The following is a 13,741-nucleotide window of genomic DNA, read 5'->3' on the forward strand; positions in this document are numbered from 1 at the left end:
CTTATTTTTTAGCAATTGATTTTTCTTTTTTTCTTTCTTTTCTTATCACAAAAGCAGAGATATAAATGCTCACTTCATATAAAATCATCACAGGAATAGCTACTATAATTTGGCTTGCAATATCTGGAGGAGTAATTAAAGCTGAGATAATTAATATACCTACCAAGGCAAATTTTCTGTATTTCCTAAGTATCTCTGGCGTTACCAATCCTATTTTAGTCAGTAAAAACATAATGATAGGAAGTTCAAAAATTACCCCACAAGCTAATGAAGAGGCTCTCACTAAACCAAAATAACTGCTTAAATCAATATCATTAAAAACCTCTTCACTCACTTGATAAGTTCCTAAGAAGTTAATAGATAATGGGGAAATTACATAATAACCAAAAAGCACTCCTAAAAAGAATAGAAAAGAGGCTATAAAAATAAAACCTTTAGAAGCTTTCTTTTCATTTGCGTGTAGTGCGGGAGATATAAAACGCCAAAATTCATACAGTACATAAGGAAAAGCTACAATAAACCCAGCGGTAATAGACGTCCAAATATGCGCGCTAAACTGCCCTGCCATTTGCCTACTTTGTATTCTAAAAGGAATTTCAGTAAAACAAAAACTTTCATCCATCCCCATAGAAGAAGCGATATTACATAGCACTCTATAGGTAATAAAATTAGGATCTTTGGGGCCAAAAAGAATTCCGAATATAAAGTCTTTAGCGATAAAAGCAACTGCACCAGCAATTACAATAGCTAAGGTTGATCTAATTAAATGCCATCTTAAATCTTCTAGATGGTCTAGAAAAGACATTTCTTCAGGGTTTTTAACTTCTCTCTTTGCCATAGGCTTATATAATTCCTTCTTTTATAAGATTGTGCAAATGTACAATACCTGCATACTTTCCTTTATTGTCTTTAGCAATTAATTGTGATATACCGTTGTCTTCTAAAATATCCATCGCATCTACCGCCATCGCATGATTATCGATAATTTTGGGAGAAGCTCCCATAATATCTTTAGCTTTTAGCTGAGAAAAATCTTCATTCTTTGTGAGCATTCTACGAATATCACCATCGGTTATGATCCCAACTATTTCTTCATTTTCAATCACAGCAGTAACACCCAGCATTTTTTCTGAAATCTCTATAATTACTTTATTGATAGAAGTGTTAGGAGTCACCTGTGGCTTTTGATTTTCTGAAGTAATATCACTTATTCTTAAATATAATTTTTTTCCTAAAGCACCTCCTGGGTGATATTTAGCAAAATCTTTGCTAGAAAAACCCCTTAAGTGCAATAAGCAAACTGCAAGAGCATCACCTAATACCAATTGCGCCGTCGTACTGGTTGTAGGAGCAAGGTTATTAGGACATGCTTCTTTATCGATATACGCATTTAAAACATAATCAGATTGCTTTCCTAAAAAAGAATCTTTATTTCCTGTGATTCCAATCAAGGTGTTTTTAAAATTCTTAATGAGAGGGACTAAGACTTTAATTTCGGGAGTGTTTCCACTTTTAGAAATACATATTACTGTATCATCTTCTAAAATTGTTCCTAAGTCTCCGTGAATAGCATCTGCCGCGTGCATAAAAATAGCAGGAGTGCCTGTACTGTTTAAAGTAGCTACAATTTTGGTAGCAATAATAGCACTTTTGCCAATTCCTGTAATAATTACCCTACCTTTGGAGTTATAGATATGTTGAACCGCATGCGCAAATTCATCATTTAAATAATCTTGAAGTTTTTCAACGGCTTTTGCTTCATTAGAAATTGTATCTCTAGCGACAGAAAGTATGTTGGATGCTTGCATTTAAAATTTTAAATTTGAATTTGTAGGTACTAAAGAAAAACGTATCTTTAGTGTAACAAAGGTATGTAAAATTGTAACATTAAATAATCAGTTTGTCAGAAATCGATTTACATCAAGAATTAAAGAAATATTTTGGCTTTAGCCAATTTAAGGGATTACAAGAAGAAGTAATTAAGAGTATAGTAGCTAAGGAACACACATTTGTCATTATGCCTACGGGTGGTGGAAAATCGTTGTGTTATCAATTACCTGCGTTGATTAATGAAGGTACTGCTATTGTAGTTTCTCCTTTAATTGCTCTTATGAAAAATCAAGTAGATGCTTTACGCGGAATTTCTTCCGAACACGGTATAGCCCATGTACTCAACAGCTCTTTAAACAAGACTGAAGTGAAGCAGGTTAAGAAAGATATCTCTGAAGGAATCACTAAATTGCTTTATGTAGCGCCCGAATCTCTTACCAAGGAGGAGAATGTGGAGTTTTTACGCGGAGAAAAAATCTCTTTTCTAGCCATAGACGAAGCGCATTGTATTAGTGAATGGGGTCATGATTTTAGACCAGAATATAGAAACTTAAGAAGCATCATAAAGCGAATAGGAGATAATATACCTATTATCGCGCTTACTGCCACAGCAACCCCTAAAGTTCAAGAAGACATTCTTAAAAATTTAGGAGTTACGGATGCTAATACTTTTAAAGCTTCCTTTAATAGACCCAATCTTTACTATGAAGTAAGGCCAAAAACAGCCAATGTAGATGCCGATATCATTCGTTTTGTGAAGCAAAATGAAGGAAAAAGCGGGATTGTCTACTGTTTAAGTCGGAAAAAAGTAGAAGAATTGGCACAGACCTTACAAGTAAATGGAGTTTCGGCCGTTCCCTATCATGCAGGTTTAGACGCTAAAACTAGAGCCAAGCATCAAGACATGTTCTTAATGGAAGATGTAGATGTCGTAGTGGCAACCATTGCTTTTGGGATGGGAATCGATAAACCCGATGTTCGTTTTGTGATCCATCACGATATTCCAAAAAGTATAGAAAGCTATTACCAAGAGACCGGTAGAGCAGGACGAGATGGAGGCGAAGGACATTGTTTAGCTTTTTACGCTTATAAAGACATTGAGAAACTCGAGAAATTTATGAGCGGTAAACCCGTGGCCGAACAAGAAATAGGTCATGCGTTATTGCAAGAAGTAGTGGCTTATGCAGAGACATCGATGTCGCGTAGAAAATTTATACTTCATTATTTCGGCGAAGAATTTAACGGCGGAAAAGAAGATGGTGTAGATATGGATGATAACGTTCAGAATCCTAAAAAGCAAATTGAAGCTCAACCTGAGGTAGAATTACTCTTAAAAACTGTAAAAACGACCAACCAACTCTACAAATCTAAGGAAGTAGTCAATACCCTTATCGGAAAATCAAATGCGCTCATAAAATCACATAAAACAGATGAGATTGCTCTTTTCGGAAAAGGAAAATATAAACAAGCCCCTTTTTGGATGGCTCTAATCCGCCAAGCATTAGTTGCGGGTTACCTGAAAAAAGATATAGAAACCTACGGGGTTGTAAAAATCACCGAAAAAGGAAAAGAGTATATTAAAAATCCTGTCTCTTTTATGATGACAGAAGATCATAGTTACGATAGTCAAACCGATACTAAAAATATAATCTCCACAAAATCTGGAGGAGCGACAGATGAGCGACTCATGAAGATGCTTAAAGATTTAAGAAAAAAAGTAGCTAAGAAAAAAGAAGTTCCACCATTTGTGGTTTTTCAAGATCCTTCTTTAGAAGATATGGCTACAAAATACCCTATTACATTAGCAGAATTGAGTAATATTCATGGGGTAGGAGATGGGAAAGCTAAAAAATTCGGTAAAGAATTCATTCAGCTTATCTCTAATTATGTTGAAGAAAATGATATTCTTCGTCCAGATGATATGATTGTTAAATCTACTGGAGCTAACAGCGGATTAAAACTATACATCATTCAAAATGTGGATAGAAAACTTCCTTTACCCGATATCGCTTCTTCTAAGGGTATGGAAATGAAAAACTTTATAAAAGAAGTTGAAGCCATTGTTTATAGTGGTACCAAACTAAATATTTCGTATTGGATAGACGAACTTTTTGATGAAGAACAACAAGAAGAATTACACGATTACTTTTTAGAAGCTGAAACTGATGGTATCGAGGAGGCTATGGAAGAATTTGATGGCGATTACGAAGATGAAGATCTACGTTTGTATCGCATTAAATTTATGAGCGAAGTAGCCAACTAGAAAAAATAATATTGAATACAAAAACCTGATTTCTAATAGTTTTAGAAGTCAGGTTTTTCTTTTTAGGAAAAGCCCTAAGAACAACTTATCTTTGCACTTTTAATAAAACAATTACTATGGAAAACGGATTATACGCTAAATTTACGACCAATAAAGGAGACATCTTAGTCAAATTAACCCATGATAAAACTCCCGGTACTGTGGGGAATTTTGTGGGACTTGCTGAAGGAAAAATCAAAAATGACGCTAAAGCGGAAGGAACACCGTATTACGACGGACTTAAATTTCACCGTGTGATAGAAGATTTTATGATTCAAGGAGGAGATCCTAAAGGTAGCGGAGCAGGAGGACCTGGTTACCAATTTGAGGATGAAATTCACGCAGATCTAAAACATGATGAGCCAGGGATTTTATCTATGGCAAATGCAGGACCAGGAACTAACGGAAGTCAGTTTTTTATCACTCACGTACCTACGCCTTGGTTAGACGGTAAACATACTGTTTTTGGGAAAGTAGTAGAAGGAAAAGAAATTGTAGATAAAATTCAGCAGGGAGATAAAATTGAAAAATTAAGTATAGAAAGAGTAGGGGAAGAAGCTGAGAGCTTTGACGCAAAAGCTGCTTTTGAAAAATTTAATGCTTCTAAGGCAGAAAGAGAAGCTGAAGCGAAAAAACAAGAAGAAGAAAAAATGAAGTCACTAACCGAAGGGATGACAAAAACCGATAGCGGCTTACATTATAAAATTACGCAAGAAGGTAAAGGATCAAAACCAAATAAAGGAAGCAACGTTTCTGTACATTATAAAGGTATGTTAACCGACGGAACTGTATTTGATTCATCTTTTAAAAGAAATCAGCCAATACAATTTCCAGTAGGAATGGGTCATGTAATCGCAGGATGGGATGAAGGTGTGATGTTATTAAACGAAGGAGATAAAGCTACGTTTGTAATTCCGTCTCATTTAGGATATGGAGCGCAAGGAGCTGGTGGTGTAATTCCTCCAAATGCAACTTTAATCTTTGATGTAGAGTTGGTGAAAGCTTAATTCACTATTTAAAATACAATTACCTTATTAAAAAAGCTATTCTTCTAGAGTAGCTTTTTTATTTCCATTTTATACTACAGCCTACACTAGGCTTTTGAAGCTGAGGTATAGGTCTGCTATTAAAAAGAGCATCTAATACTTCTCGCACACTTCTTCCATTGACAGCAATACCATTTTGGGGTCTAGAATCATCGAGCTGTCCGTGATAAACCAATTCCGCGGAAGCGTTATAGACATAAAAATCTGGGGTACAAACCGCCTCATATTTTTTTGCTACACGCTGGCTTTCATCATACAGATATGGAAATGTAAAATGATGTTTTCTGGCGAATAACCACATATGTTCTAAGCCATCTGCTGGATATTGTTTGGCGTCGTTACTAGAAATCGCTACAAAACCAAAACCTAAAACTCGGTAATCATTAGCTAGTCTTACCAATTCATCTGCCACATGTTTTACGAACGGACAGTGGTTACAAATAAACATGATGACCGTTCCTTTTTCTCCCTGTATATCGGCTAAGCTATAGAGGTTATTGGTGCTGGCATCTAAGAGAGAAAAATCGGGTGCTTTTTCACCTAATTTTATTTGAGAAGACTCTAGTTTCATATCTTTTCTTTAATTTTAAATTTAATAAAAATTAAAACTATTTGGGCATTCCTGCTTAAAAAAAAGCAGGTCGGGCTTTCCGCTGTATTTTCTATCTCGCAAAAAAAAGCTAGAAAGAAAGATGCCGCAGCGATCCCTAATGCAAAACTTAAAAAAGATGAAAGAAATAACTTGGAGTGATTTTGAAAAAGTAGATATGCGTGTGGGTACTATTATAGAGGTAAACGATTTTCCTAAAGCTAGAAAACCAGCCTACCAACTTAAAATAGATTTTGGAGCAAAAATTGGGATTAGAAAAACTTCGGCTCAAATTACTAAACGTTACACAAAAGAAGATTTATTAGGTAATCAAACCATCGCGGTGGTTAATTTTCCTAAAAAACAAATCGCCAATTTTATGAGCGAATGTTTAGTGTTGGGAGCAGTTGATGGAGATGATATTACTTTAATACAGCCCGAAGCTCAAATTGCAAATGGTTTGAGAATAGGATAGAAAACAAAAAGCTCGTCTTGAAGAAGACGAGCTTTAAATATTTTTTCTTTAATGATTAAATATCATCAAAACTTACATCAGTGAAATCACCTGTAGAAGTTCCATTAGAGGAAATATCTTCGGTGGTTTCGTATTCTTTTTTGAAATCTTTTTGGTGACGTTCACTAATTACTTCTTCTCCTTTTTCATTGATGATGTAATTTGTCATTTCTTTTAAAATCTCTTCAAAACCTTCAAAATCCTCTTTATATAAGTAGATTTTGTGCTTTTTGTAGAAAAATGAACCATCATCGTTAGTGAATTTTTTACTTTCTGTAATGGTTAAATAGTAATCATCAGCTTTAGTCGCTCTTACATCAAAGAAATACGTACGTCTTCCAGCTCTTAAAACTTTAGAAAATATTTCTTCTTTCTGCATCGTTCCGTTGTCGCTCATAGTCAAAAATATTAGTGTTTATTTTTAGTTGCTGTCAAAAATCATAAAAATATTAACATATAGCAAGAAAAATCAATTTTCTTTTTCACTCAGTTGCTTTAAATAAAGCTCTTTGTAATAGCCTTCTTTAGTGATAAGTTGATTGTGAGTACCTTGTTGTAAAATTTCTCCATCTTCTAAGACAATGATTTTGTCTGCATTTTTAGCAGAAGAGACTCTGTGACTTACAATTACTGTAGTTTTCTTGCTGGAGATGGCGTGTAGGTTATTAAGAATTTCTTCTTCCGTCTCCGTATCTACAGCAGAGAGACAATCATCAAATAATAGAATTTGAGGGTCTTGAATAATAGCTCGTGCAATAGAAACCCTTTGTTTTTGTCCGCCAGAAAGAGTGATTCCTCTTTCTCCTAAAACAGTATCGTAACCTTTGGAGAAGTTGGTAATGTTTTTATGAACGGCGGCATTTTTAGCTGCGGTCATAACTTCTTCTTCCGAGGCATCGTTTTTACCAAATTTAATATTGTTTTTTATAGAGTCGCTAAACAAAAATGCATCTTGAGGTACATAACCTATAGCTTTTCTTAAGCTAGATAAATGGAGCTGCTTTATCTCTTTTTTATCAATTAATAATTCTCCGTTTTGGACATCGTAGAGTCTGCTTATAAGTTCTAGAATAGTAGATTTGCCCGAACCTGTTTTTCCTATAATAGCTAAGGTTTCTCCAGGATGAATATTGAAAGAAACATTTTTTAAGGCTGTTATACCTGTGTCTTCGTAAGTAAAAGTGATGTTTTTAAATTCGATATCTCCATTAATTTCTGTTTCTTCATCAGAATGATTGTTGATTTCGGGTTTTTCACTTAGAAACTCATTAATTCTTTTTTGTGAAGCTTCTGCACGTTGAACCATATCGGCCACCCAGCCTACGGTAGCTACTGGCCAAGTAAGCATATTCACATATAAGAGAAATTCAACAATAATTCCAAAATTGTCAATTTCACCGCTAATGACTTGTTTACCTCCAATGTAAATTACCAAAATATTACTGATTCCGATAAGCAAAACCATTAAGGGAAAGAAAAAAGCTTGCACTTTTACAAGGTCAATGTTCTTTTCTTTATTCATATTGGAGAGTTCAACAAACTCTTTATTAATTTGCTGTTCTAAACCGTAGGATTTAATCACTGTAATTCCGCTAAAGCTTTCTTGAGTATAAGTATTAAGCTTAGATAGGTACTGCTGAACGATAGTACTTTTTTTGTTGATTTCCCGACTTAATTTGTAAATCGCAAAAGATAAAAAAGGTAAGGGAGCAACGGTATAAAGAGTTAACATAGGAGCTGTACTTATCATATAAGCCAGAACCACCACAAATAAGGTAATGGTTGTAGCGCTATACATTAAAGCAGGTCCCGTATACATTCTTACTTTAGAAACATCATCACTTATACGGTTCATTAAGTCTCCTGTTCTGTTTTTCTTATAAAAATTTAAAGACAGGGCTTGGTATTGGCGATATACTTCATTTTTAAGATCAAATTCAATGTGTCTAGAAACTACGATAAAAGTTTGTCGCATTAAGAAAGTTAGAAATGCTGAAATTAAAGTAGCTCCTAAAATGATAAGTATATTATCGATTAAGGTAGATTTTACATAGCTAGCATCGGTAATTTCATCATTGATGTATTGTTCGATGACGTGGGTAGAGTCTCCAATAAACTGGGGAACATATAAAGCAAAAATTCGTGCAGCTATGGTAATTATGAGTCCTAAAAATAAGCGTCCTTTATATTTTGCGAAGTACTTATTGATATGCTGAAGTTCTTTCATAAAACTAAATCAGTAAATATTTATTGATGATTATTCAATTTAACACCAAGATCGTTCATTATCTTTCAAACAATGTTTACTTTTGCGGTTCGATATTAAGAAATACATAAATTAAAAAGTTTTACCTATGAACGCTGAAATTTTAAAAGCAAACGAATTAAAAAAAGTAGCGCCAGTATTTGGGCAACTTTCTTTTGATGAACATGAACAAGTTGTTTTTTGTAACGACAAAGATACAGGTTTAAAAGCAATAATAGGAATACATAATACAACTTTAGGACCTGCTTTAGGAGGAACTCGAATGTGGGATTATGCTAGTGAATGGGAAGCATTAAATGATGTGTTGAGATTATCTCGCGGGATGACCTTTAAAAGTGCAGTGACTGGTTTAAACCTTGGAGGAGGAAAAGCGGTTATTATAGGAGATGCTAAAACTCAAAAAACACCTGAATTAATGAGGAAGTTTGGAGAGTATGTAGATTCATTAGGTGGAAAATATATTACTGCGGAAGATGTAGGGATGGATACTGCCGATATGGACACGGTAAGAGAGGTAACTAAACACGTAACAGGTATTTCTGAACATTTAGGAGGTTCTGGAAACCCTTCTCCAATTACTGCTTACGGTGTGTATATGGGAATGAAGGCTGCAGCAAAATATAAATATGGAAAAGATTCTTTAGCTGGTAAAAAAGTATTGGTACAAGGGATTGGACATGTAGGAGAAACTTTAGTTAAATACATTGCTGAAGAGGGAGGAGAAGTACTTATTGCAGATATTAACCAAGAGCGTTTAGAGCAAATAAGAGATAAATATGGAGCTGTGATTTTTGGAGGCGAAGATTTATATACTGCCGATGTGGATATTTATGCACCTTGTGCTTTAGGAGCTACGGTAAATGATGAGACTATTCATAAGTTAAATGTTGATATTGTTGCAGGAGCAGCGAACAATCAATTAGCCGATGAAAAAGTTCATGGAAAAATGCTACAAGAAAAAGGTATCGTTTACGCTCCAGACTTCTTAATCAATGCAGGAGGGATTATTAATGTTTATGCAGAATTAGAAGGTTATGATAAGCCAGAGATTATGCGTAAAACTGAAAATATCTACCATACTACTTTAGAGATTTTAAATTCTGCGGAAGCGAATCAAATCACTACGCATCAATCTGCTTTAAAAGTTGCTCAAGATAGAATTGAAAAAAGAAAAGCAGAAAAGAAGCAGTAAGCATTAGAAAAACATAATTTAATTATATTTTTGCAGGGCGAAATAACTATTTCGCCCTTTTTTAATTTAAAGTTCTTTAAAATACGCTATGTTAACAAGAAGACATATTCGAGTAAAAGTAATGCAGTCTATGTACGCATTTACACAATCGGCTAACGATAACTTAATTGCTGAGCAAAAATTTCTTCAGAAGAGTATGGGAGAAATGTATGATTTATTTTTACTCAACTTAGATTTACTGGTTCAAGTAAAAAATAAAGCTCAAGATTACTTAGAGAAATCACAGAAGAAACATCTTGCTACAAATGAGGATAAAAATCCTAATCTTAAATTCATTCAGAATAAATTAATTTACAAGATTGAACATAGCGAAAATCTTAGTGAGTTATTGGATGATAAAAAATTGACCAATTGGCAACAGGATGACGAATATGTGAATATTATTTGGGAGGAAGTAAAACAAAGCGAAACTTATAAAGATTACTTAACATCAGACCTATCTTCGTTTCAAGAAGATAAAGAATTTATCATAACTATATTTAAGGAAATCATAGCTCCTAATGATAAGCTTTATGATTACTTAGAAGATAAAAAACTGACTTGGTTGGATGATTTACCTATTGTTAATACCAGCATCCTTAAGTTTTTGAAAAAAGAAAAGGAAGCCAATCCAGAGGTAAAAGTCCCTAAACTATTTAAGAATAGGGAGGATGAGGAATTTGCAATAGAATTGTTTAGAAAAACACTTTTAAATCAAGAAGCTTACGTAGAAGATATTCAAGAAAAAACTCCTAATTGGGATAAAGATAGAATAGCTGGCGTAGATAGCATATTGCTTAAAATGGCAATTTGTGAATTTATGAAGTTTCCTTCGATTCCTGTCAAGGTTACTATTAATGAATATTTGGAGATTGCAAAAGAGTATAGTACTCCAAAAAGTAGCGTGTTTATTAATGGAATTTTAGATAAGTTATCTAAGGAGTATAAAAGTTCAGAAAAAATCAATAAAATTGGTCGCGGATTAATGTAATCCATTAAATTTTATTATTTTTAGCACTTGAAAAATCAATTACAAACAATTAAAATAAGTTAAAATGAAAAAAGGATTTTTAATGTTAGCTGCTGTAGCGGCAATGGTTTTTACATCATGTAAAGAAAATGCAGCAGATAAGGTAAATGCAGAAAACGAGAAAGAAGTTGCTGAACGTGATGCTAACACTTCTGGAGCTCCAGCAATGAAGTTTGAAGAAGACATGCATGATTTTGGAACTATCAATGAAGGAGATGTTGTAGAGCATACGTTTACATTTGAAAATACCGGAGATGCGCCTTTAGTTGTTTCTAATGCAAAAGGAAGCTGTGGTTGTACTGTTCCTACTTGGTCTAAAGAACCAATCGCTCCAGGTGAAAAAGGAGAGATGGTAGTTAAGTTTAACTCTAATGGTAAGCCTAATAACCAAATGAAGACTGTTAGAATTACTGCTAACACAGAGTCTGGTCAAGAAACTATCAAAATTAAAGCTTTCGTAACTCCTAAAGCAGGTGGTGCAGCAACTGGAAATCCTGTTAATAATACAGCAGTACAGCCAGGACACGAAGGACATAACCACTAATTTTTTTTAATGGAAAACTTAACCAGTTTTTTACCTTTTATTGCGATTATAATCATATTTTACTTCTTTATGATTAGACCGCAGCAAAAGCGTCAAAAGGAAGAAAAGAATTTTTCTGAAAATTTAAAAAAAGGTGATAGAGTTATTACCAAGAGTGGAATGCACGGTAAAATTGTAGATTTTAGTGAAAAACTAAATACTGTAATTATAGAAACGGGTGCAGGAAAAATCACTTTTGAAAGATCTTCTATATCATCGGAGTTGAGTAAGCAATTAAATACAACTACTCCAAAAGAAAATTAATTCTACTATTTAGATAATAAAATAAAAAGGATTCCTTAACGGAATCCTTTTTTTATTTATACTTATTATATAAACCCACCTGATTTATGATCATAGGTTTAATTTTTTCTAATCGTTTATCTTTTGTATTTGATCTTTTGGCTTCCCTTATATAATCAGCATACTCTCTTTGTTTGCCTTTTGTTAGGTTGTGAAATGAAGTTTCCATTTCAGGGTTTTTTTGAAAATATTGAGTTAACTCTGTGGGGATAAGTAATTCCTTATTTTTTTGAATAGGGACAGACTTACCCTCTTTTTGTAATTCGATTGCTTCCTCTATATAAGTTTTTAGCGTAGGAGAGTCAATTTTATCTTCCTTGGTAAATCTAATTTGCCTGAGGGCTTTTGTTTTTCCTTCTTGAGCATTTACCAACAAACTGGTATTCTTTTTCAATAAGGCTCCGTTAAAAAACCATAGTGCATAGTGATTTTTAAAACCACCGAGACTTACTACATTTTTATTGTTTAAGGTGTATGTAGGAGCTCCCCATTTAATGGTTTCCTTTAAGTCTGTTGACAAAATGACTTCTCTAAGTTGTATAAGTTCATGTTCCCATTGGGGGTGTTTTTCTATATAGTCTTCAAAATTCTTAACTGGCATTTTTTTTAGATTTATTGGTAATTAATTATTTAAGATAAAAAGGTATAAAAAAAAGCCCAAGTAAAACTTGAGCTTTTGAGTAATTAATAGCTTTATCTAAGCTTGGTATTTTTTCGCTGTAAGTTCAGCTACTTTAACAATAACTTCTGTAGCTTTAATCATACTTTCTACAGGAACATATTCGTACCTTCCATGAAAATTATGACCTCCAGCAAATATATTAGGACAAGGTAGCCCCATAAAAGAAAGTTGAGAACCATCGGTGCCGCCTCTAATTGGTTTAATTAAAGGTTCAATGTTCACCTCTCTCATCGCTTCTTCTGCAATATCTACAATATGCATTACAGGCTCTAGTTTTTCACGCATATTAAAGTATTGATCTTTGATTTCTATTTCAATAACTTCTTTATCATGCTGAGAGTTAATTTCGCTTACTAGATCTAACATCATTTTTTTTCGAGCTTCAAAGTGAATTTTGTCGTGATCTCTAATAATGTAGTTCAATTTGGTTTCTTCTACTTTACCATTAATTTCTGTTAAATGGAAAAAACCTTGAGTTCCTTCGGTATGTTCTGGAGTCTCAAGGCGAGGTAGGGAATTGATAAAATCTTGAGCAATATACATGCTATTTACCATTTTTCCCTTCGCATAGCCAGGGTGAACGATCTTTCCTTTTACTTTTATTTTTGCTCCTGCAGCGTTAAAATTTTCATATTCTAACTCACCAATTTGACTTCCATCCATGGTATAGGCCCATTCTGCACCAAATTTGGCAACATCAAATTTATGTGCTCCCCTTCCAATTTCTTCATCTGGTGTAAAACAAACTTTTATAGGACCGTGTTTTATTTCTGGATGTTGAATTAGATATTCCATCGCAGACATAATTTCTGTGATTCCTGCTTTATCATCTGCTCCTAACAATGTAGTTCCGTCGGTGGTGATAAGCGTCTGCCCTTTATATTGCAATAGATCTTCAAAATAATCTGGAGAAAGAATGATCCCTTCCTCTTCATTTAAGATAATATCTTTCCCATCATAATTCTCTACAATCTGAGGTTTTATATTCGCTCCGGTGAAATCTGGTGAGGTATCAAAATGAGAAACAAACCCTATGGCAGGTACTTCGTGATCTACATTACTAGGTAGAGTAGCCATAACATAAGCATTATCATCTATATTTACATCGCTCATTCCTATAGCTTTTAACTCTTCAGTTAATTGCTTTGCTAAATCCCATTGTTTGTTGGTGCTTGGTGTGGTACTGCTTTCTGGGTCACTTTCGGTATCTACAGTTACGTAACTTACAAAGCGATTTATAATAAGTTGTTTTTCTATCATGGTTTACTTTTTTGGTAAAAATAATTAATCGTTAGGGGAGTACAAAGACTTTTAAGAATATGCTTTTAGATTTTTTAAAATAAAGTATTTTTGCCAAAACTTTCC

Annotated in this window: 14 protein-coding genes; 7 read left to right on the forward strand and 7 right to left on the reverse strand. The window is 33.8% G+C overall.

Annotation, left to right across the window (positions count from 1 at the left end; translation table 11 throughout):
• Position 1: 1 nt before the first annotated feature.
• Entirely contained in the window at positions 2-838 is an 837-nt protein-coding gene (gene tatC, locus FT986_RS12645) for a twin-arginine translocase subunit TatC (RefSeq protein WP_147865367.1), read from the reverse strand.
• Positions 839-842: 4 nt separating this feature from the next.
• A complete protein-coding gene (locus FT986_RS12650; protein WP_147865368.1) occupies positions 843-1,808 on the reverse strand; it encodes an SIS domain-containing protein in 966 nt (321 codons plus the stop codon).
• A gap of 86 nt (positions 1,809-1,894) precedes the next feature.
• On the opposite strand from FT986_RS12650, the gene recQ reads away from it, so the two are divergent.
• Entirely contained in the window at positions 1,895-4,093 is a 2,199-nt protein-coding gene (gene recQ, locus FT986_RS12655; RefSeq protein ID WP_147865369.1) for a DNA helicase RecQ, read from the forward strand.
• A gap of 116 nt (positions 4,094-4,209) precedes the next feature.
• On the forward strand, positions 4,210-5,139 hold the full coding sequence (locus FT986_RS12660; RefSeq protein WP_147865370.1) for a peptidylprolyl isomerase: 930 nt from the start codon (positions 4,210-4,212) through the stop codon (positions 5,137-5,139).
• A gap of 58 nt (positions 5,140-5,197) precedes the next feature.
• Here the strand turns inward: FT986_RS12660 and FT986_RS12665 are convergent, their stop codons facing one another.
• Positions 5,198-5,749, reverse strand: coding sequence for a thioredoxin family protein (locus FT986_RS12665; protein ID WP_147865371.1), 552 nt, complete (start codon positions 5,747-5,749; stop codon positions 5,198-5,200).
• A 157-nt stretch (positions 5,750-5,906) separates the two neighbouring features.
• Here FT986_RS12665 and FT986_RS12670 point away from each other — a divergent pair, with 157 nt between their 5' ends.
• A complete protein-coding gene (locus FT986_RS12670; RefSeq protein ID WP_147865372.1) occupies positions 5,907-6,242 on the forward strand; it encodes a tRNA-binding protein in 336 nt (111 codons plus the stop codon).
• Between the two features lie 55 nt (positions 6,243-6,297).
• On the opposite strand, the gene FT986_RS12675 is transcribed toward FT986_RS12670, so the two are convergent.
• Both FT986_RS12675 and FT986_RS12680 read right to left on the reverse strand, forming a co-directional pair.
• Complete coding sequence (locus FT986_RS12675; RefSeq protein ID WP_111541397.1) at positions 6,298-6,678, reverse strand: PUR family DNA/RNA-binding protein; 381 nt, start codon at positions 6,676-6,678, stop codon at positions 6,298-6,300.
• 72 nt (positions 6,679-6,750) lie between these two features.
• Positions 6,751-8,508, reverse strand: coding sequence for an ABC transporter ATP-binding protein (locus tag FT986_RS12680; protein WP_147865373.1), 1,758 nt, complete (start codon positions 8,506-8,508; stop codon positions 6,751-6,753).
• A gap of 127 nt (positions 8,509-8,635) precedes the next feature.
• Here FT986_RS12680 and FT986_RS12685 point away from each other — a divergent pair, with 127 nt between their 5' ends.
• The 4 genes from FT986_RS12685 to yajC all read left to right on the forward strand — a co-directional run bounded on the left by FT986_RS12685 (position 8,636) and on the right by yajC (position 11,655).
• Positions 8,636-9,739, forward strand: a complete 1,104-nt coding sequence (locus FT986_RS12685) for a Glu/Leu/Phe/Val dehydrogenase (protein ID WP_147865374.1) — start codon at positions 8,636-8,638, stop codon at positions 9,737-9,739.
• 88 nt (positions 9,740-9,827) lie between these two features.
• Positions 9,828-10,769, forward strand: a complete 942-nt coding sequence (nusB, locus tag FT986_RS12690; RefSeq protein WP_147865375.1) for a transcription antitermination factor NusB — start codon at positions 9,828-9,830, stop codon at positions 10,767-10,769.
• Positions 10,770-10,833: 64 nt separating this feature from the next.
• The gene (locus FT986_RS12695; protein ID WP_147865376.1) at positions 10,834-11,352 is read left to right on the forward strand and encodes a DUF1573 domain-containing protein; all 519 of its coding nucleotides are present in this window, start codon (positions 10,834-10,836) and stop codon (positions 11,350-11,352) included.
• 9 nt (positions 11,353-11,361) lie between these two features.
• Positions 11,362-11,655 (forward strand): preprotein translocase subunit YajC, encoded by a 294-nt coding sequence (gene yajC, locus FT986_RS12700; protein WP_147865377.1) that lies wholly within the window; start codon positions 11,362-11,364, stop codon positions 11,653-11,655.
• 52 nt (positions 11,656-11,707) lie between these two features.
• On the opposite strand, the gene FT986_RS12705 is transcribed toward yajC, so the two are convergent.
• Both FT986_RS12705 and pepT read right to left on the reverse strand, forming a co-directional pair.
• Positions 11,708-12,295 (reverse strand): YdeI family protein, encoded by a 588-nt coding sequence (locus tag FT986_RS12705; protein ID WP_147865378.1) that lies wholly within the window; start codon positions 12,293-12,295, stop codon positions 11,708-11,710.
• Positions 12,296-12,391: 96 nt separating this feature from the next.
• Positions 12,392-13,636: a peptidase T gene (pepT, locus tag FT986_RS12710; RefSeq protein ID WP_147865379.1), complete on the reverse strand. Its 1,245-nt coding sequence runs from the start codon at positions 13,634-13,636 to the stop codon at positions 12,392-12,394.
• Positions 13,637-13,741 lie beyond the last annotated feature (105 nt).

Origin of the sequence: Mesonia sp. K4-1 (assembly GCF_008017825.1) — a bacterium.
GTDB lineage: Bacteria > Bacteroidota > Bacteroidia > Flavobacteriales > Flavobacteriaceae > Mesonia.

What these genes read in the sequence shown, in the direction of transcription:
- FT986_RS12660 (WP_147865370.1), top strand. Translation starts at nt 4,210, where the DNA reads ATGGAAAACGGATTATACGCTAAATTTACGACCAATAAAGGAGACATC.
- FT986_RS12675 (WP_111541397.1), bottom strand. Translation starts at nt 6,678, where the DNA reads ATGAGCGACAACGGAACGATGCAGAAAGAAGAAATATTTTCTAAAGTT.
- FT986_RS12705 (WP_147865378.1), bottom strand. Translation starts at nt 12,295, where the DNA reads ATGCCAGTTAAGAATTTTGAAGACTATATAGAAAAACACCCCCAATGG.
- FT986_RS12670 (WP_147865372.1), top strand. Translation starts at nt 5,907, where the DNA reads ATGAAAGAAATAACTTGGAGTGATTTTGAAAAAGTAGATATGCGTGTG.
- yajC (WP_147865377.1), top strand. Translation starts at nt 11,362, where the DNA reads ATGGAAAACTTAACCAGTTTTTTACCTTTTATTGCGATTATAATCATA.
- FT986_RS12695 (WP_147865376.1), top strand. Translation starts at nt 10,834, where the DNA reads ATGAAAAAAGGATTTTTAATGTTAGCTGCTGTAGCGGCAATGGTTTTT.
- FT986_RS12680 (WP_147865373.1), bottom strand. Translation starts at nt 8,508, where the DNA reads ATGAAAGAACTTCAGCATATCAATAAGTACTTCGCAAAATATAAAGGA.
- FT986_RS12665 (WP_147865371.1), bottom strand. Translation starts at nt 5,749, where the DNA reads ATGAAACTAGAGTCTTCTCAAATAAAATTAGGTGAAAAAGCACCCGAT.
- nusB (WP_147865375.1), top strand. Translation starts at nt 9,828, where the DNA reads ATGTTAACAAGAAGACATATTCGAGTAAAAGTAATGCAGTCTATGTAC.
- tatC (WP_147865367.1), bottom strand. Translation starts at nt 838, where the DNA reads ATGGCAAAGAGAGAAGTTAAAAACCCTGAAGAAATGTCTTTTCTAGAC.
- FT986_RS12650 (WP_147865368.1), bottom strand. Translation starts at nt 1,808, where the DNA reads ATGCAAGCATCCAACATACTTTCTGTCGCTAGAGATACAATTTCTAAT.
- FT986_RS12685 (WP_147865374.1), top strand. Translation starts at nt 8,636, where the DNA reads ATGAACGCTGAAATTTTAAAAGCAAACGAATTAAAAAAAGTAGCGCCA.
- pepT (WP_147865379.1), bottom strand. Translation starts at nt 13,636, where the DNA reads ATGATAGAAAAACAACTTATTATAAATCGCTTTGTAAGTTACGTAACT.